The 18855-nt window shown below is 66.0% G+C and carries 15 protein-coding genes and 1 tRNA gene; 5 read left to right on the forward strand and 11 right to left on the reverse strand.

The window, feature by feature from the left end:
• Positions 1 to 104 precede the first annotated feature (104 nt).
• From EH199_RS14390 to EH199_RS14400, 3 genes are all read right to left on the reverse strand, one after another.
• Positions 105 to 1412, reverse strand: a complete 1308-nt coding sequence (locus EH199_RS14390; RefSeq protein WP_124809996.1) for an NACHT domain-containing NTPase — start codon at positions 1410 to 1412, stop codon at positions 105 to 107.
• A gap of 481 nt (positions 1413 to 1893) precedes the next feature.
• Entirely contained in the window at positions 1894 to 3126 is a 1233-nt protein-coding gene (locus tag EH199_RS14395; protein ID WP_124809997.1) for an integrase arm-type DNA-binding domain-containing protein, read from the reverse strand.
• Positions 3127 to 3321: 195 nt separating this feature from the next.
• Positions 3322 to 3395 (reverse strand) — tRNA-Gly (locus tag EH199_RS14400).
• A 184-nt stretch (positions 3396 to 3579) separates the two neighbouring features.
• Between EH199_RS14400 and EH199_RS14405 the strand changes: the two genes are divergently transcribed.
• Complete coding sequence (locus EH199_RS14405) at positions 3580 to 3867, forward strand: DUF2218 domain-containing protein (protein ID WP_124809998.1); 288 nt, start codon at positions 3580 to 3582, stop codon at positions 3865 to 3867.
• Positions 3868 to 3927: 60 nt separating this feature from the next.
• The gene (locus EH199_RS14410) at positions 3928 to 6045 is read left to right on the forward strand and encodes an acetate--CoA ligase family protein (RefSeq protein ID WP_124809999.1); all 2118 of its coding nucleotides are present in this window, start codon (positions 3928 to 3930) and stop codon (positions 6043 to 6045) included.
• Between the two features lie 63 nt (positions 6046 to 6108).
• On the opposite strand, the gene EH199_RS14415 is transcribed toward EH199_RS14410, so the two are convergent.
• From EH199_RS14415 to lgt, 6 genes are all read right to left on the reverse strand, one after another.
• Positions 6109 to 6645, reverse strand: a complete 537-nt coding sequence (locus EH199_RS14415; protein ID WP_124810000.1) for an adenine phosphoribosyltransferase — start codon at positions 6643 to 6645, stop codon at positions 6109 to 6111.
• Positions 6646 to 6781: 136 nt separating this feature from the next.
• On the reverse strand, positions 6782 to 7603 hold the full coding sequence (locus EH199_RS14420) for a cytochrome c1 (RefSeq protein WP_124810001.1): 822 nt from the start codon (positions 7601 to 7603) through the stop codon (positions 6782 to 6784).
• 33 nt (positions 7604 to 7636) lie between these two features.
• Positions 7637 to 8923 carry a cytochrome b/b6 gene (locus EH199_RS14425; protein WP_124810002.1) on the reverse strand — a complete coding sequence of 429 codons (1287 nt, stop codon included), beginning with the start codon at positions 8921 to 8923 and terminating at the stop codon, positions 7637 to 7639.
• 12 nt (positions 8924 to 8935) lie between these two features.
• On the reverse strand, positions 8936 to 9502 hold the full coding sequence (gene petA / locus EH199_RS14430; protein ID WP_124810003.1) for a ubiquinol-cytochrome c reductase iron-sulfur subunit: 567 nt from the start codon (positions 9500 to 9502) through the stop codon (positions 8936 to 8938).
• Between the two features lie 284 nt (positions 9503 to 9786).
• Entirely contained in the window at positions 9787 to 10893 is a 1107-nt protein-coding gene (locus EH199_RS14435; protein ID WP_223806695.1) for a class I SAM-dependent methyltransferase, read from the reverse strand.
• Positions 10890 to 11753 carry a prolipoprotein diacylglyceryl transferase gene (gene lgt, locus EH199_RS14440; RefSeq protein WP_124810057.1) on the reverse strand — a complete coding sequence of 288 codons (864 nt, stop codon included), beginning with the start codon at positions 11751 to 11753 and terminating at the stop codon, positions 10890 to 10892. Before lgt ends, EH199_RS14435 begins: the two co-directional genes overlap by 4 nt.
• A 203-nt stretch (positions 11754 to 11956) precedes the next feature.
• On the opposite strand from lgt, the gene EH199_RS14445 reads away from it, so the two are divergent.
• Together EH199_RS14445 and EH199_RS14450 are read left to right on the forward strand one after the other, a co-directional pair.
• Positions 11957 to 13666 (forward strand): class I adenylate-forming enzyme family protein, encoded by a 1710-nt coding sequence (locus EH199_RS14445; protein ID WP_124810004.1) that lies wholly within the window; start codon positions 11957 to 11959, stop codon positions 13664 to 13666.
• A gap of 87 nt (positions 13667 to 13753) precedes the next feature.
• Entirely contained in the window at positions 13754 to 16498 is a 2745-nt protein-coding gene (locus EH199_RS14450) for a [protein-PII] uridylyltransferase (RefSeq protein WP_124810005.1), read from the forward strand.
• Positions 16499 to 16515: 17 nt separating this feature from the next.
• On the opposite strand, the gene EH199_RS14455 is transcribed toward EH199_RS14450, so the two are convergent.
• Positions 16516 to 16704 (reverse strand): hypothetical protein, encoded by a 189-nt coding sequence (locus tag EH199_RS14455; protein ID WP_124810006.1) that lies wholly within the window; start codon positions 16702 to 16704, stop codon positions 16516 to 16518.
• 207 nt (positions 16705 to 16911) lie between these two features.
• Between EH199_RS14455 and EH199_RS14460 the strand changes: the two genes are divergently transcribed.
• A complete protein-coding gene (locus EH199_RS14460) occupies positions 16912 to 17472 on the forward strand; it encodes a YqgE/AlgH family protein (protein WP_124810007.1) in 561 nt (186 codons plus the stop codon).
• A gap of 12 nt (positions 17473 to 17484) precedes the next feature.
• Here EH199_RS14460 and gltX read toward each other — a convergent pair whose 3' ends face one another.
• A complete protein-coding gene (gene gltX / locus EH199_RS14465) occupies positions 17485 to 18837 on the reverse strand; it encodes a glutamate--tRNA ligase (protein ID WP_124810008.1) in 1353 nt (450 codons plus the stop codon).
• Positions 18838 to 18855: the final 18 nt, after the last annotated feature.

An 18855-nucleotide genomic window follows, 5' to 3' on the forward strand; every position in this document is an offset into this window, starting at 1 on the left:
TCGGCAGCACCCAAATCCAGAAAGGAAAAATCACCCGCTTGACCCACCGCCCGTATCGCGGGACATATTACCCACCCGGGTCACTTCTCGATGGAAATCCCGGGTCAACTCTCAGCGGAAATCAACACCTTGATGATGTCGCTGGCGCTTGCCTTCGGAGTAAGCGCAACCCGCCCAAGCAATGCGACGGCCGCCACCCGGCGCGCGGGCTCCCTAAGATGCGCCTTGTCGAGCAGATGATCGACATATGCTTCGAGAAGCTTGTCGCGTTGCGCCGAGAAAGTGGCATCATGGTCGAAGAGTGATGCGGCGATCGCTAGCAGCAGCGGAACGCGCGCGATGTCACGAAATTCGGGGCGCTGCACGTACTTCTTGAGAGCTTTCCGCTGGGCACCGCGAGCGTACCTCTCGGCCATCGCTTCGGAGGCTCCTGGCGAGAGCGGCTCGATCGACCATCGCGAGACGGTCTCAGGCACCGAGCTGATTGTTCCAACACGTGCAGTGACGACAAAGCGGAACGCATTTCCCGAATTCCCGTGCATTCGGGTGATCGCGTCCCATAGCGCGGTCCGAGCGCGTGGGTCATCGACCTCATCCAGGCCGTCGAGGACGATCAGCCATCGCCTATGCCCGTTCTGCGCGTAAGGAACGAAGAAACGTTCGGGCAGTGGTGCGATGCCAAGTGGTCCCAAGGTCGCCTCAACCGCTCTGTCCACAGCGCTAGTAAAGTCTCCCGCGCCAAGATCCCGAGCCGAAACATACACCGGCAGCCGAAACTGGTCGAAGGCGACGACCTGTCGCCCGTCCAATAGCTTGTGGCATGCAGTGGCGACGAGGTGGCGAGCCAGGACGGACTTGCCGCTGCCTGCTGGCCCCTCAATCAGATATTGGCCATCGTCCGTGCTCAGAATCTCTTCAATGAGGTCCGCGCTTCCGAGAGACTGCTCGTCCTCGGCTTCCGCCCGCCTCAGCGCCGCAGGCACATAGACCTCGGAAAGCTGACGTTCGGTATCAAGCAGTTCGACGAACGGCAGCCGCTGGCAGGCAAGGAGCATTGCTCGGACGAAGTCTCGGCGGATGAGCAACATCTCAAGCGAGGATGCGAAACGCGGATCTTCTGCAAGAAATGCGCGAATAGCTGCTTCCCGCGACGAGTCGTCCGACGCGTCGCGCCAACTGTTTTCAAGCTGATGCCAGGCCTTGGATCGGCGCCGCCGATTTCGGATCGCCTTCACGATCGAGGTTGCCGCGTTGACGCCCAGCGAGGTCAGCCCGCCAGCGGCCTTGCCCGATAGCTCGTCACCGAGGTCAGACACGAAGCTCGCGCCGCCTTTGAGAGCTTCCTCGATATAGGGGCGTAGCTCCGGCGTCAGGCTGTCGAGATTAACGGGTAGGTCCGAGGCCTCGCTCATCAAGTCTCATCTTGGCGCGTCTTTGCAGGACTGCCAATCGGCGTTCATGCGATTGTGTAAACAGCTGCAAGGGTGGTGGGAGGCCACAATGGCGATCTCGATCATACGGCTTTTCGAACCGGACGTCCAATTTTAGGATCGAAGCTGGATCGCTCGAACGGCGTCAGTTGGGGCGCTAAGCCGTCGTTACGCATTGCGCTCGAGATGTCGACCTTTGACTGTCGTTTCTCCAAACCGGACCGCGCAAAATGTCCCAGATCTGGTTGGTCGGTCCGTCCGTCCTGAGAGCTTGATAAACGAACGGAAGGTTTCGAGAAGCCGATTTGAACGACTGAACGGGGTCTCTCGCGGCGATCGCGGCGCAATGCCCAAATTGGCGGCTCGCGTGGTGGGCCTCCGAGTCCTGCAACGTCCCCTTTTGGTCGACTCCAGTCCTGGACGCAAAACAGGACTAGAAGGCAATCCAATGGATCCCGACCGGCTAGCCAGCCTTCGCCCCCGGGAACGGCAGGATGGTGGCACCACTCCTCATCGAATCCAGGAGATCGGACCACCATTGCGCCATCGCGACGCGCTCCTTCCAATGGGCGCCGCGATGGTAGGCCGCGCGCACCTTGTCCCCGTCGCCATGCGCCAGCGCTCGCTCGATAGCGTCGGACGACCACTTGCCCGACTCGTTGAGAAGAGTGCTCGCCATCGCCCGGAAGCCATGCGCGGTCATTTCATTGGTGGCATAGCCCATGCGGCGTAGGGCGGCGTTGAGGGTGTTCTCCGACATCGGCCGCGTTCGGGATCGCATAGACGGCAAAACATAGCCAGACGATCCGGTGATCGAGCGGATTTCCTGCAGGATCGCGATCGACTGGCGCGAGAGCGGCACGTGGTGCGCCTTGCGCATCTTCATCTTCCCGGCCGGGATCGTCCATAGTGCGGCGTCGAAGTCGATCTCATCCCATCGCGCATGACGAAGCTCACCGGGGCGCACGAAGACGTGTGGTGCCAGTTGCAGCGCCCATTTTGTCATACCCTGGCCCTCGTAGCCCTCGATAGCCCTGAGCAGGTCGCCGACCTCACTGGCATCGGTGACCGCCCCGTAATGCGTGACCGTGGGGGTCATCAGCGCCCCGCGCAGGTCACGTGTTGGGTCGGACCGCAGGCGGGCCGTGGCTACGGCATAGCGGAACACGGCGCTGGCCAGTTGCAAGGTTCGCCGCGCGCTTTCCAGCTTGCCCCGCTTCTCGATCTTGCGGATCGCGGCGAGGGCATCGATGGGCTCGATCTCATGGATCGGCATTTTGCCGATGGAGTTGTCCAGCAGGCTCAGGAGATATTCGCAGCGCGCAGCGGTAGCCGGTGCCCAGGCCCTGTCACCGTCGCGGCGCCGCTTGCGGCAATATTCGTTGGCGATGCTGGTGAAGGTGTTTTCGGCCAGTGCGCCCGCCCTGAGCTTCTCGCGTTGCCTCTCAAGCGCAGGGTCCTTGCCGTCTGCAATCAGGTCGCGAGCGTCATCGCGCATTTTTCGCGCGTCGCGCAGGCTCACATGAGGGTAAGCGCCAAAGCTCAGTTTTTTCTCAGATCCGCCGTGACGGAACTTCATTCGCCAGAGTCGCGAGCCAGATGGGGAGATCACTAGGAAGAGGCCCAGCTCATCGTAAAGCTTATAGGGCTTATCGCGCGTCTTGGCTCGGCGAATTGCTATATCAGTCAATGACATAGATCAGGCCTTCGATGGCGAGGCCCCCACTCTTGGGGGCCTCGTGCATTTTTTGGCCCGCTATTTTCGAGAAAGGCCCCACTTTTGCCTGGGCTTCCATGGCATGAGGCGAGATTTCACGAGCCGGATGACCCGAAAAATACCGCAGATTTCAGCGGTTTGTAAAGCTGTTGGGGATGTTCTGAGATCGAGAAATGGAGCGGGTAGCGGGAATCGAACCCGCGTATTCAGCTTGGAAGGCTGCTGCACTACCATTGTGCTATACCCGCGCAATCAAGCGTCGTGCTCTTGATCGCGGCAGCGACCGCTGTCGCCGCCCTGATACGGGCCGATTGCCACGGCGGGGCGGCGGCGTCAACCGGCGTATTGGCAAACCGGGCGAAGCGCCGGCCCCCTTGTATCCTGGCGATAAAGATATATCTTTGAGCCATCTTAACAAGCGAGGCTTTCTTCATGTCCGTAACCCGCGCCATCGTGCCCACCGCCAGCGCCAGCCGCTATCTCCAGCAGTTGTGCAAGCACTGGAGCCACAAGTTCGACGTTACCTTCGATGCGCATCAGGGGCGCGTGCCGCTGCCGCTCGGCCCCGTCGATCTTGTCGCGGACGAGACGGCGCTTACCGTGACCTGCATCGTTGCCGAGGGCGGCGACGTGGCGCGGATGCAGAAGGTGGTTGCCGATCACCTGAACCGCTTCGCCTTCCGTGAAGGCGAACTGGTGTTCGACTGGCATCCGGCCTGAGTTCCGCCTTTACGCGCCTCCGAATATTGTTATAGAACATAGCTAATTTCGGAGGATGTCATGACTGACGCGAATCTCTCGCACGCCGCCCTTGACCGTTTCCTGCGCCCGCGTTCGGTTGCGGTGGTGGGGGCGTCCGACAAGCCGGGCGCGCTGGGCGCCACGCTGCTCACCAACCTGGCGAACAACGGCTATTCCGGCGCGATCTATCCGGTGAACCCGAAGCGCGAGGAGATCATGGGGCTGCGGTGCTATCCCTCGGTCGATGCGCTGCCGGAGGGTGTGGACGTGGCGGTGCTCGCCATTCCGCGCGCGGGCGTGCTGGATGCGGTGCGCGGGCTGGCGGCGCGCAAGGCCGGCGGCGTGGTGATCTTCTCCGCCGGATTCGCCGAAGGGGGTGAGGAAGGGCTGGCCGAACAGCACGAGATCGCCCGGATCGCGCAGGAGGCGGGGCTGGTGGTCGAAGGGCCGAACTGCCTGGGCCTCGTCAACTATGTCGATCGCGTGCCGCTGACCTTCGTGGAAACCAACGCCGTGCCGCCGGGCGATCGCCGCGCGATCGGCATCGTCTCGCAATCCGGCGCGATGGCGGCGGTGCTGGGGACCATGCTGCTCGCGCGCGATGCCGGCGTGTCCTATTCGGTATCGACCGGCAACGAGGCGGCGAGCGGCGTGGAGGACTATGTCGACTGGATGGTCGATCAGCCCGACACCCATGTGATCGCGATGATCGTCGAACAGTTCCGCAAGCCGCAACGCTTCCTGGCGGCGGCGCGACGGGCGCGAGCGGCGGGCAAGCCGATCGTCCTGCTGCACCCCGGCAAGTCGAGCGCGGCGCGCGAATCCGCCGCCACGCATACCGGCGCGATGGCGGGCGACTACAAGCTGATGCGGGCGATGGTTTCGCGCGCTGGCGTGATCTTCGCCGAAACGCTGGAAGAACTGGGTGACATTGCCGAGATTGCCGTGCGCTGCCCCGTGCCGCCCTCCGGCAACACGGCCGTGCTGGGCGAATCGGGCGCGTTCAAGGCGCTGACGCTCGATCTGGCCGAGGAACTGGAACTGCCGCTGGCCGATCTGCACGACGCGGATTCGCCGGCCCTGCGCGCCGCGCTGCCGCCCTTCGTGCCGGTGAGCAACCCGCTCGACATCACCGCGCAGGGGCTGTCCGAACCGTCGATCTATACCCGCACGCTGGAAGCGCTGCTGGCGGACGACCGCGTCGGCACCGTGCTGGCCGGGATCATCCAGGCCGAGCCGATCACCTGCGCGATCAAGTACCCGCCGATCCTGGCGGCGGTGGACGGCAAGACGCTGACCAAGCCGCTGGTCTTCGCCGGGCTGGACGAAGGGGCGGATGTGCCGGCCGAGCGCATCGCCGCGTTGCGGGCCGCCGGCATCCCCTGGTTCCCGACCACCGAACGCGCGCTGCGCGCCATCGCGCGCCTGACCCACTGGTCCGCGCGCGATCTTTCGGCCACGGACAAGCCGGCCCTGCCGCTGGCGGGTCTGGACGCGGTTTCGGGCGTGGTGCCGGAATACAAGGCCAAGGAACTGCTGGGGCCGCTGGGCCTGCCGTTCCCCGCCGGTCGTTTCGCGGCGAGCGCGGACGAGGCGGTCGCGGCCGCCGACGCGGTCGGTTATCCGGTGGCGATGAAGGCACAGGCCGCCGCGCTGGGGCATAAGAGCGACGCCGGCGGCGTGCTGCTCAACCTGGCCGACGGCGCCGCGGTGCGCGCGGCGTGGGAGCGCATCCACGATAACGTCGCGGCCTATTCGGCGGCGATCCGGCTGGACGGCGTGCTGATCGAGGCGATGGGCAAGCGCGGGCTGGAAATGATCGTCGGCGCCAAGAACGATCCCGAATGGGGGCCGGTGGTGCTGGCCGGCTTCGGCGGCGTGACGGCGGAGATCCTGCAGGACGTGCGCCTGCTGACCGCCGATCTGACCGAGGAAGCGGTCGTGGCCGAACTGATGAAGCTGAAGAGCGCGGCGCTGCTCCAGGGCTATCGCGGATCGCCCGCGCTGGACGTGGCGGCGCTCGCGCGCCTGATCGTCACCGTGGGGCAGGTGCTGCGCGCCGAGCCCGCGATCCGCGAGATCGATCTCAATCCGGTGATCCTGCACCCGGTGGGCGAAGGCGTCGTGGCGCTCGACGCGCTGATGCTGGTCGACTGACCGCCGGAATAGGCGGTAAGGCACAAAGGCCCCGCTCTCGCCGGAGAGCGGGGCTTTCGCGTTTCAGTGCCCGGGAAAATCCATCAGGGCATCCACGGTCAGGCCGGCACCGCGCAGCCGTTCGGCGCCGTGGAGATCGGGCAGGTCGATCACGAACAGCGCGTGCCGCACCGCCGCGCCTGCCTGGCGCAGCAGTTCGGCGGCGGCCAGCGCCGTGCCGCCGGTGGCGATCAGATCGTCCACGATGACCACGCGCTGGCCTTCGCGGATGACCGTGGGATCGATTTCCAGCCGGTCGCGCCCGTATTCCAGCGCATAGTCGATGCCGATCGTCTTGACCGGCAGCTTGCCCGGCTTGCGTACCGGCAGGAAGCCCACGCCCATGCGCGCCGCCACCGCCGCGCCGAAGATGAAGCCGCGCGCTTCCATGCCGGCAATCAGTTCCGCGTCTGCCGCGCGGGCGCGTTCGGCCAGGTGATCCACGCAGGCGCTAAGCCCTTCGCCATGGGCAATCAGCGTGGTGATGTCGCGAAACAGGATGCCGGGGGAGGGGAAATCGGGAACCGACCGGACAAGCATCTTGAGATCGTCGGGCGTCATCGGGAAACTTTCGAGGAGAGGTTGCGGGAATTTCGGCGCGATGGGCGCGGCGCACCATGGCGTTGCGGCGGCCGTGCGCCAACGAAAAAGGCCACCGTTTCCGGTGGCCTTCTCGCGTCTGGCAAGCGGCGGGCGATCAATGTCCGCCCACGTTGCTCCAGACCTGCTTCTTGGACAGATAGGCCAGCACGGTGGCCGCCAGCAGGAAGCCCAGCACGGCCCAGCCGGTCTGCTTGCGCTTGTCCAGCTTGGGTTCCGCTGTCCAGATCAGGAACGCCGCGACGTCCTTGGACATCTGGTCGACCGTCGCCGGCGTGCCATCGCTGTAGGTCACCTGGCCATCGCCGGTCAGCGGCGCGGGCATCGCCAGGTTCAGGTTGGCGAAGTACGGGTTGTAGTGCAGCCCTTCCGGCGTCTTGGCGTCCGGGAACTTCTTGAGGAGTTCCGCGGGCTGGTCCTGGTAGCCGGTCAGCAGCGAGTACACATAGGCCGGCCCTTCGTGACGCGCCTTGGTGATCAGCGACAGGTCGGGCGGGCTGCCCTGGCCGGCGTAGTAGACCATCGGGAAGTGATCGGCGGGCAGGTTGTCACGCTCGCCACGGTCGCCGGTCTTCGGGTCGAAGGTCGGCTGCTTGGTGCCCCACTGCTTGGCGATCGCCTTCACTTCGGCTTCCGAATAGCCGAGCTGCTGGAGATCGCGGAACGCGACGTGCTTGAGCGAGTGGCAGGCCGAGCACACTTCCTTGTAAACCAGGAAGCCGCGCTGCAGCTGTTCCTTGTTGAAGCGGCCGAACGCGCCATCGCTGGCGAAATGCACTTCCTTGGGGTGCTTGTGGAACTCGTGCTCGGCTGTCGGGGCCGCCGGCTCGGTGATGGCGACATAGGCGCCATTACCGAACGACCAGAGCAGCGCGACGGCGAAGAAAAGGCCGACGAAGGGGCCAAAAAGACGGACCATAGGGGTTCTCTCGTTCTTTCCGGTTCGGCTGGCTCAGGCAGCGGGGTTGGCGGACAGCACGGCGCCGTCATCCTTGCCCAGCACGGCTTCGGTGATCGAATAGGGAAGCGGTTCGGGCTTCTCGATCGACGAAACGAGCGGGAGAATGACGAGGAAGTGCAGGAAGTAGTACGTCGCGGCGATCTGCGAGATCATCACGTAGGGTTCCGCGGCCGGCGCGCCGCCGCAGTATCCCAGGATCAGCACGTCCACGAGCAGGACGTAGAAGAACTTGCGGAACAGCGGACGGTACAGGCCCGAACGGACCGGCGAGGTATCCAGCCAGGGCAGGAAGAACCACACCAGGATCGCGCTGAACATGGCGAGCACGCCCATCAGCTTGGCCGGGATGAAGAAGAAGTCCGACGTGAAGGCGCGCAGGATCGCGTAGAACGGCCAGAAGTACCATTCGGGCACGATGTGCGCCGGGGTGCTCATCGGGTTTGCCGGAATGTAGTTGTCCGGGTGGCCCAACGCGTTCGGTGCGAAGAACAGCACCGCGCAGTAGAGCAGCAGGAACACGCCCAGTCCGAAGCCGTCCTTCGCCGTGTAGTACGGGTGGAAGGGAACGGTGTCGCTCTCGCTCTTCACTTCCACGCCCGTCGGGTTCGACGAACCGGGGATGTGCAGCGCCCACACGTGCAGGATCACCACGCCCAGGATCACGAAGGGCAGCAGGAAGTGCAGCGAGAAGAAGCGGTTCAGCGCCGCCTGATCGGGCGAGAAGCCGCCGAGCAGCCACTGCTGCAGCGGTTCGCCCACCAGCGGGATCGCGCCGAACAGGCCGGTGATGACCTTGGCGCCCCAGAAGCTCATCTGGCCCCAGGGCAGCACGTAGCCCATGAAGGCGGTGGCCATCATCAGCAGGAAAATCACCACGCCCAGCAGCCAGATCATCTCGCGCGGGGCCTTGTACGAGCTGAAGAAAAACCCGCGGAAGATGTGGACATAGACCACGACGAAGAACGCCGAGGCACCGTTGGCGTGCGCGTAGCGCAGCATCCAGCCCCAGTTCACGTCACGCATGATGTGTTCGGTGGAATCGAACGCCACGCCGGTGTTGGCGGCATAGTGCATCGCCAGGATCACGCCGGTGACGATCTGGAGCATCAGGCAGACGCCTGCCAGGATGCCGAAGTTCCAGAAATAGTTCAGGTTGCGCGGCACCGGATAACCGGCGCCGACGGCGTTGTAGACGAAGCGCGGCAAAGGCAGCTTCTCGTCCAGCCACTGCATGAAGGGGTGGCTAGGCTTGTAATGGTTCGCCCAGGGAAAGCTCATCGGGTCTTATCCTCAGCCGATCTTCACGACAGTGTCGGAAGTGAATTCGTAGGGAGGCACTTCGAGATTCTTCGGTGCCGGGCCTTTGCGGATGCGCGCCGCGGTATCGTAAACCGAACCGTGGCAGGGGCAGAAGTAACCGCCGAACTCGCCCTTCACCTCGCCTTCGCCGGCGCCCAGCGGCACGCAGCCCAGGTGGGTGCAGACACCCATGGTGATCAGCCAGTTCTTGTGGCCTTCCTTGGTGCGCTGCTCGAGCGTCTGCGGATCGCGCAGCGTCGAGGCGTCGACCGCGTCCGCTTCCGAGATTTCCTTCGGGGTCAGGTTGCGGAGGAACACCGGCTGCTTGCGGAACACGGCCTTGATCGCCTGTCCCGGCTGGATCGCCGAGATGTCGATCTCCGTGGAGCTTTCCGCCAGGACGTCCGCCGACGGACTCATCTGCCGCACCAGCGGCCAGACGGCGGCAAGGCCGCCCACTCCCGCAAAACTTACGGCCGCGATATTGATGAAATCGCGCCGCCGCACACCTTCTCCGGTACCATCAGCCGGAGTGTCGATGCTCGCCTCATCAGCCATTGAAATTCCCTGCCTGCTGCCGCCGCGCCCGCGGACCGGGCGCGGTCCAACTTGCCCCTTTGAACGTGCCCGGGGAAAGGACCGTCCGGTTTATCCCCCTTGCACAGGGGCCGGGCGCACGCGAACAGCGCGCACCAAACCCCCACTTGGGGGGCCTGATAGACGCAAAGGCGATAGTTTGCCAACAGGCATTTTGGTCCTGCGGGAAGCGCGGATTCACAAGGGTTTGGGCAGGGGGGCGAGCAGGGTTTCGCCGGAAGAACCCCGGAAGGGGGATTCGCGGCCTAACGCGCGAAACCGGCGCCCGCAGGCCAGCCGGGGTTCGCCAGCCCCATAACCTTGAAAAGCGCGCCCATCTGCGATTCTCCGGTCAGTCGGTCGAGCGCCGCGTTGAGGGTCGCGACCTGTGCCGGCGCCGAGCGCGCCAACGCCTGCGCGCGTGCGCCGATGCCGAGCGCGTGGAGCCAGTGGCCCTGTTCCGCCGTGCCCATCCACCGCGCGCCGCCGGCTTCGGCGGTTTCCGCCATCGCCGCGAAATCGACGTGCGCGGTGAGGTCAGCCTCGCCGGGCATGGCGAAAGCATCGACCTTGCGGTGCGCGCGCACCGCCTGCAGCGTGCTGCCAAGGCGCGGCGCGGTGTGGCCATAGTCGATGAACAGCGCCGCGCCGCCCTGCGCGGCCAGCCGTTCCGCGACCGCGCGCACAGCCGCCGCAGACGCGGGACTGCTTTCGAGGATCGCGCCGTCGGGCGCGTCCGCGATCAGCGCGGCAAGCGCGGCGGAGACGGTGCCACCCATCGCCACCGCCGCATCCATGGGGCGCGCGCCCACGACCGGGGCCAGCCTGCCTTCGTGCATCCCCACCAGGCGTTCGCGCCAGCCGGCGGCGGTCTTCACCAGTTGATGCACCGGCAGCGCATCGAGAAACTCGTTGGCGACGATCAGCAGCGGCGCGTCCGCGGGCAAGGTGGAGAGATCGTCGTGCCAGTTGGCATCGGGATGGTGTTCGCGCTGGATCGCGCGCAGCGCCGTGCTGCCTTCCACGAAATGCACGGCGGGTGCCATGCCCTGTCGTCGCATCACGCGCAGCACGTCGCGCGCCAGCGTGCCGCGGCCCGGGCCGAGTTCGACGTAGTGGACGGGATATGGCGCGCCGGCGCGCGTCCAGATGTCCGTCAGCCACAACCCGATCAGTTCGCCGAACATCTGGCTGATTTCCGGGGCGGTGATGAAGTCTCCCGTGAGGCCCAGCGGATCGCGCGAATCGTAATAGCGCGCGTTCGATTCGGCCATGAAATGCGCGATGCTCAGTGGCCCGGTGGCGGCGATCAGGCGGGCGAACGTCGCGGTGAGCGAACGATCGTCCCGGGCCGTCGTGGCCCCCCCGGTCACGCGGTGGCGGCCGGCGCGGTTGCCGGCTTCGGGGCCGAAAGCGGAGGGCGAACCAGCGCGCGAATGAAGAAGAACAGGCCCACCGCCATCATCGGCATGGTCAGCCACTGGCCCATCGAGAAGCCGGTGCTGCGGGCGAATTCCTCAAGCTGCGCGTCCGGTTCGCGGAAGTATTCCACGGTGAAGCGCGACAGGCCGTAGCCCAGCGTGAACAGCCCGACCAGCAGACCCGGCCGCCAGCGCGCGCGGGTCTTCCAGAACAGCGTGATCAGCAGCACGGCCAGCACCAGGCCTTCGAGCAGCGCCTCGTAGAGCTGGCTGGGATGGCGCGGCTGGGGGCCGGCGCCGGGAAAGATCATGACCCAGGGCACCGTGGAGGTGGTCACGCGGCCCCACAACTCGCCGTTCACGAAGTTGGCCAGGCGGCCGAACAGCAGACCGAAAGGCACGCAGACGGCGATGTAATCGCACACCCGCACGAAATTGAGCTTGTTGCGCCACGAAACCCACGCGATCGCCAGCACCGTGCCGATCATGCCGCCATGGAAGCTCATGCCGCCTTCCCACAGCTTTACCAGTTCGCCCGGATCCGCGAACATGCGCGGCGCGTAGAACGTGGCATAGCCCAGCCGCCCGCCAAGGATCACGCCCAGCGTGGCGTAGAAGAACAGATCGTCTGCATGGCGCTGCGCCAGCGGCGCGCCGGGCGAACGGATCATGCGCAGAAGGTGCCAGTAGGCGAGCAGGATGCCCGCCAGATAGGCCAGCGAATACCACTTGATCGTGAAGAAGCCGAGGTCGACGGCGATCGGGGAAAGGCCCAGGTCTTCCCAGTGCAGTGGCTGGTGGGGCAGGGCCATCGCACCCGACGCAAGCAGCGGAACCGACTGTAACAGCGCCGATAGTGACAGCAAGGAGTGAACTCCGTACAAGTTGCAGAAAGGGACCTGTCTGTGTCTTCGCCGGCAGGTTCGCCGCCGGCTTTTGGCACGGCAGCGAATGCCTGACAAACATGAAAAGGCCGCGCCGTGCGGCACGCGCACTTGGGAGAGTAACGAAAGCAATGCTGAGCCAGCTCGATCGGGATCTGTCCCGGATCATGGATGCCCTGACCGCCCAAGGCGGCATGTTTGCCACGGTTCCGTTCCAGCGCGCGGGCTGGACGGTGCCGATGATCGCCGCCGCCCCGCCCAGCCTGGCGGCCTATTTCGCGCTGTTCTGCGCGCAGCAGGGCGATCGCGAATTCATCATCGATGGCGGACAGCGGCTGACGTTCGCGCAGATATATGCTGCCGCGCGCGTGGTGGCCGGCGGGTTGGTGGAAGGCCACGGCGTGCAGAAAGGCGAGCGGATCGGCATCGTCGCGCGCAATTCGGCAAGCTGGGTCGTGGCCTACATGGCGGTGGTGATGGCGGGAGGCTGCGTCACGCTGCTCAACGGCTGGTGGAGCGGCGAGGAACTGGCGCACGGCATCCGGCTGGTGGGGTGCCGCCTGGTCATCGCCGACGCCGGCCGCGCGGCGCGGCTCGAGGGGCTGGACCACGGAGCGACGCTGCTGCCGATGGAGCACGACTGCCCGCCGCTGCAGGGGCTGGCCGCGCTGACGGCGCAGGGCGGCGGCGCCGAAACGCCTTTGCCGGATCTGGGCGGTGACGATCTGGCGACGGTGCTGTTCACCTCCGGCTCCACCGGCAATGCCAAGGGCGCCTATTCCGATCATCGCGGGGTGGTGCAGGGCACGATGAACTATCTGGCGCAGAGCGTGATGGCGCTGGGCCTGATGACCGAACGGGGCGAGGCACCTCCGCTGGGCGCGCAGCCGGTGACGCTGGTCAACGTGCCGCTGTTCCATGTCACGGGCGAGGTTCCGGTGTTCCTCCAGAGCTTCGCGCTCGGCCGCAAGCTGGTGCTGATGCCCAAGTGGGACGCGACCGAGGCGATGCGCCTGATCGAGCGCGAGAAGGTGACCTATTTCGTCGGCGTGCCGCTGATGAGCTTCGAGATCGCCACGCATCCCGATCGCGACAAGTACGACCTGTCGAGCTGCGTGACCTTCGCCGCCGGCGGCGCGCCGCGCCCGGTGGAGCACGTCGAACGCATCCGCAAGGCGCTGCCGCAGGGCTTTCCGATCATCGGCTATGGCCTGACCGAAACCAATGGCGTCGGCTGCGGCAATCTCAACGAGAACTATCTCGCCAAGCCCGACAGCACCGGCACGGCCTCGCGCCCGCTGGTTGATCTGGCCATCCTCGATGACGCGGGCAAGCAGCGGCCGCAGGGCGAAATCGGCGAAGTCTCGATTCGCAGCGTCTGCAATTTCCTGGGGTATTGGGACAATCCCAAGGCGACCGCCGAGGCGATCATGCCCGACGGCTATTTCCGCACCGGCGATCTCGGCTATCTCGACCCCGAAGGCTATCTGTTCATCGTCGATCGCAAGAAGGACATCATCATTCGCGGTGGCGAGAACATCTCGTGCATCGAGGTGGAAGGGGCGATTTACGCGCATCCCTGCGTCGCCGAGGCCAGCGTGTTTGGCCTGCCCGACGAACTCTATGGCGAAGTGCCGGTGGCGGTCTATCTGGCCAAGGACGGTTGCTCGGCCAGCGAGGAGGAACTGCGCGTTTTCCTGGCCGAACACATCGCGCCGTTCAAGATTCCCGTGCGTTTCTGGCAGGTTCACGAGCCGCTTCCGCGCCTGGGCACGGAAAAGGTCGACAAGCGGTCGCTGCGCGAGACTTATGCGAAGCTGTGGACGGTCAAGGCTGGTTGACCGGCTGGAATAACCTAGCGCGGCTTTGCGGGAACCACGGAGGACTTCGTGGTTTCCCGTCAACCCCGCTCCTTCTATAGAGCCGCCATGACGCTTCCCCGCCTTCCGCACCAGCGCGCGATCGTTGATCGGCGTACCCTGACCGACGCGGTGGCCGCCGCCGTGGCCGAGCATCGCGACAAGGCACGGCCTGTCGTGGTCGAACTGCTGCGCGATGCGCTGTCGCGCGGGCGGTCGGAGCTGATGCGGCGGCTGTCGGAAAAGCCGTCCGCCGGTTACGAATGCGCGCAGGGGCACGCCTTCCTGATCGACCAGCTGGTCCGCGTGATTTACGATCACGTCGTCGGCGACGTCTATCGCGCCAGCAACCGCAGCACCGGCGAACGGATCGCCGTGCTGGCGGTGGGCGGATACGGCCGGGGCGAAATGGCGCCGCATTCCGATGTCGACATCGCCTTTCTCACGCCGATCAAGCCGACGGCGTGGTGCGAACAGGTGATCGAGGCGATGCTCTATTTCCTGTGGGATCTGGGGCTGAAGGTTGGCCATTCCAGCCGTTCGCTGGACGAACTTGTGCGCATGGCGCGCAGCGATCTGACCATCCGCACCGCGCTGCTCGAAGGGCGCTACGTGTGGGGCGATCGCGAACTGTTCGAGGAAGGTTCGCGCCGCTTCTGGGCCGAGGTCGTTACTGGCACCGAACGGCAGTTCGTTTCCGAAAAGCTGGCCGAGCGCAACGAGCGGCACAAGCGGCTGGGTGACAGCCGCTACGTGGTCGAGCCGAACGTGAAGGAAGGCAAGGGCGGGCTGCGCGATCTTCACACGCTCTACTGGATCGGCAAGTACATCCACAAGGTACGCGATCCCAGCGAACTGGTCGACGTGGGTCTGCTGACCGCCGACGAATACCGCCAGTTCCGGCGCGCCGAGAACTTCTTCTGGGCGGTGCGCTGCCATCTCCACGCGCTGACGAACCGGGCCGAGGACCGGCTGACGTTCGATCTCCAGCGCGAGGTCGCCATGCACATGAACTTCGCCGACCGGCCGGGCAAGAGCGCGGTCGAACGGTTCATGCAGTTCTTCTTCCTGCAGGCCAAGCAGGTGGGATCGCTGACTGGCGTGTTCCTGGCGCAGCTGGACGAACAGTTTGCCCGCCAGAAGCGCGGGTTCTTCGCGGCATTCCGGCGGCGGAAGAAAAAGGTGGGCGTGTTCACCATCGATGCCGGGCGCATCACCGTGACTGGCGACGATTTCTTCCGCAAGGAGCCGGTGCGGCTGCTGGAGATGTTCGCGCTCGCCGATCGCGAGGCGATGGAAATCCATCCGGAAGCGATGCGGCTGGCCCAGCGCGATGCCGGGTTGATCGATGCCCGCGTGCGCAAGGACCCGCGCGCCAATGCGCTGTTCCTCGACATCCTGACCAGTCGCAACGATCCCGAAACCGTGTTGCGCTGGATGAACGAGGCGGGTGTGTTCGGCCGCTTCGTGCCCGATTTCGGCCGTGTCGTGGCGCAGATGCAGTTCGACATGTACCACCACTACACGGTGGACGAGCATACGATCCGCGCGATCGGCCTGCTGGCGCGGATCGAGAAGGGCGAGGCGCGCGACGATCATCCGCTGGCCAGCGACGTGATCGCCAAGGTCGCGTCGCGCCGCGTGCTTTATGTCGCCACGCTGCTGCACGATATCGCCAAGGGCCGGCGCGGGGACCATTCGATCCTTGGCGCGGAAGTGGCGATGAAGCTGTGCCCGCGGCTCGGGCTGTCGGCGGCGGAAACCGAACTAGTCGCCTGGCTGGTTCGCCAGCACCTTCTGATGAGCGCCACCGCGTTCAAGCGCGATCTGGCGGACTACAAGACCATCGCCGATTTCGCCGGCACGGTTCAAAGCGTCGAGCGGCTGCGCCTGCTACTGGTCCTGACGATCGTGGACATTCGCGCCGTCGGCCCTGGCATCTGGAACGGCTGGAAGCGGCAGCTACTGGGCGACTTGTTCCTGGCGACGGAGGAAATGCTGCGGCTGGGCCACAAGCAGCATGGGCGCGCGGAACGGATCGCGGCGAAGAAGAAGGCGGTGGGCGAGATCCTGCGCGAGCGGGACAACCTGATCGGCACCGCCGGCCGCCAGCTGGGCGAAGCCTACTGGATCGCCGAGCCGGAGGACATCATCGCGCTCAACCTCCAGCAGCTCGACCGCGCGCACGGGCAGCCGCTATCGGTCGAGGCGCAATACTACCCGGCGCGCGGGGCGACGCTGGTCACGGTGATGGCGGCGGACCATCCGGGGCTGTTCTATCGCATCGCGGGCGGCATCCATCTGGCCGGCGGCAACATCATCGACGCGCGCATCCACACCGCGCGCAACGGTACGGCGGTCGACAACTTCCTGGTGCAGGACCCGCTTGGGCGTCCGTTCAGCGAAGAGGCCCAGATCGGGCGGCTCAAGGCCATGATCGGCGATGCTCTGGCGAACCGGGTCAAGCTGGTGCCGCAACTGGCGGCGCGCCCGCTGGCCCGCCCGCGCGCCGATGCGTTCGAGGTCCAGCCGATCGTGATCTTCGACAACAAGGCGTCCAACCGCTTCACCGTGATCGAGGTGGGCGCGCGCGATCGGCCCGCTCTGCTTAACCGCCTGGCGCGCGCGCTGTTCGAGGCGCGGCTGGTCGTCCATTCCGCGCATATCGCTACCTATGGCGAGCGCGCGGTCGATACGTTCTACGTCACCGATGTGCTGGGTGAGAAGGTGGCCGCCGAAAACAGGCTGAAAACGGTGGAGAAGCGCCTGCTGGAAGCGGCCGGCGAACACGAGATGAAGGCGGTCGCAGCCTGACGGGATGCGGGCGGGTTTCAGCCCGCGCGCGCCACGATCTGGCGGGCGATCAGCCAGCTTGCCGGGAACGCCAGAACGAAGCCGCCCAGCGCGGCGGCCAGGATCGGCCCCTTGGCAACATAACCTGCCGCCAGCGCGGCGGTGATTCCAGCCCCCATCAGGGTGGTGGCGATGACAGCGTGAAGCACAAGCATCAGGCGCAGCACGGCGCGTTCCTTCCTGGTCCGAACGGCCCCTTGGCCGGCATTCCGCCGAACCGGGCCATTGCGTTCAAAAGGGATCGCGACTCGGATTAATCAGTTTTGCCTAATATGGGTTGACCGGTATCAAATGCCCGACGATTCGTCCCGTTGTGCCGGTCGTCCAGCTGCGTCATGATGGGGTGCGGGAGGCTCGAAAGGATACGGTTTCACATGCCTGAAGCGCAGTACCTCGCCGGCCGGATCCTGCTGGCCATGCCGGGCATGGGCGATCCGCGTTTTGACCACGCGGTGATCGCGATGTGCGTGCACGACGAAAACGGCGCAATGGGCATCGGCATTGGCCAGCCCCGTGATGGTGTGACCCTGCACGGCCTTCTGGAAGACGTGGGCATCGATCCCGGTGTCGCGCCCGATGGGCCGGTGCTCCATGGCGGTCCGGTGGAACCATCGCGCGGGTTCGTCCTCCATTCGCGGGACTGGGGCGGGGCGGGCACGATCGACGTGCATCCGCTGTGCGGGCTTTCCGCTTCGCTCGACATCCTTCGGGCCATCGCGGAGGGGCGCGGGCCACGGCACTGGCTGATCGCGCTGGGCTATGCCGGCTGGGCGCCTGGCCAGCTCGAAGGCGAGATGCGGCGGCACGGCTGGTTCGCGGCGGACGGCAGTTCGGATATCCTGTTCGATACGCCGGTCGGCGCGCGCTGGGCCGCGACCTGGCGCATCCACGGCATCGATCCCGCCTTGCTGGCGAGCGAAACGGGCAGCGCCTGACCCGCTTCGGCGTCAGGGCGCGGGGCTGAGCCGTCCGATTGCTTCGGCCTTGCCGATCAGCGGCAGCAGCGCCTTCATGTCCGGCCCGTGGTCCATGCCCGTGAGTGCCTGCCGCAGCGGCAGAAACAGGGCCTTGCCCTTGCGCCCGGTCGCGTCCTTGAGCGTCGCCGTCAATGCGCTCCAGGGGTCGGACGCCCAGTCGATCCCGGCGGCGATCGTCGCTGCCTGATCGAGGAAGGCCCGCGTCTCGGGGTCGGCCTCGGGGGCCCTGACCGGCCCGGTCACCACGCGCCACCAGTCGGCCGCTTCGCCGATATGGGCCAGGTTGGGGCGGATCGTTTCCCAGGCGACCTCGGTCATGCCTTCGGGCAGGAGATGGGCCACGCGCGCGAAGGGCAGGCGATGGACCACGGCGGCGTTGATGCGGTGCAGCTCGGCATCGTCGAACCGCGCCGGCGCGCGGCCGAACCGGGAAAGGTCGAACGCGGCGGCCAGGGCATCCGCATCCAGCGCGGGATCGATCGGGTCCGACGTTCCCAGGCGCGCCAGCATGGCGATCAGGGCTTCGGGTTCAATCCCCGCCTCGCGCAGATCGGCGACCCCCAGCGAGCCCAGCCGCTTGGAGAGCTTGCCTTCGGTGCCGGTCAGCAGCGCGGCGTGGGCGAAGCGCGGCGGCTCCGCCCCCAGCGCGCCGAACATCTGGATCTGCGTGGCGGTGTTGGAAACGTGGTCCTCGCCGCGCAACACGTCGCTGATCCCCATGGCGGCATCGTCGATCGCGCTGGGCAGCATGTAGAGCCACGATCCGTCGGCGCGGCGTACCACCGGGTCGGACATCTGGCGCGGATCGAAGTGTTGCGGGCCGCGGATGCCGTCGTGCCATGCGATCGGCGTGTCGTGGTCCAGCAGGAAGCGCCAGTGCGGCTTTTCGCCCGCCGCCGCCCTGGCCGCGTGATCGGCTTCGGACAGGTGCAGCGCGGCGCGATCGTAGATCGGCGGCAGACCGCGCCCGAGCAGGACCTTGCGCTTGAGATCGAGTTCCTGGGCGGTCTCGTAGCAGCGATAGAGCCGCCCGGCGGCGACCAGCCGGTCGAACGCGGCTTCGTAGATCGCAAAGCGCGCCGATTGGCGCTCCTCGCCTTCGGGATGGAGGCCCAGCCACGCCAGATCGGCGCGTATCGCTTCGACATGCTCCTCGCGGCTGCGCTCGGCATCGGTATCGTCGATGCGCAGCAGGAAGCGGCCACCGTGGCGCTTGGCGAGCAGCCAGTTGTGCAGCGCCGTGCGAATATTGCCGACATGGAGCCGCCCGGTGGGCGATGGCGCGAAGCGCGTGACGACCGGCGTGGAAAGGTTTGCGGACATGGGTGCCCTATAGCGCGT

The sequence above is a fragment of the Novosphingobium sp. LASN5T genome (assembly GCF_003856955.1).
Taxonomy (GTDB): Bacteria; Pseudomonadota; Alphaproteobacteria; order Sphingomonadales; family Sphingomonadaceae; genus Novosphingobium.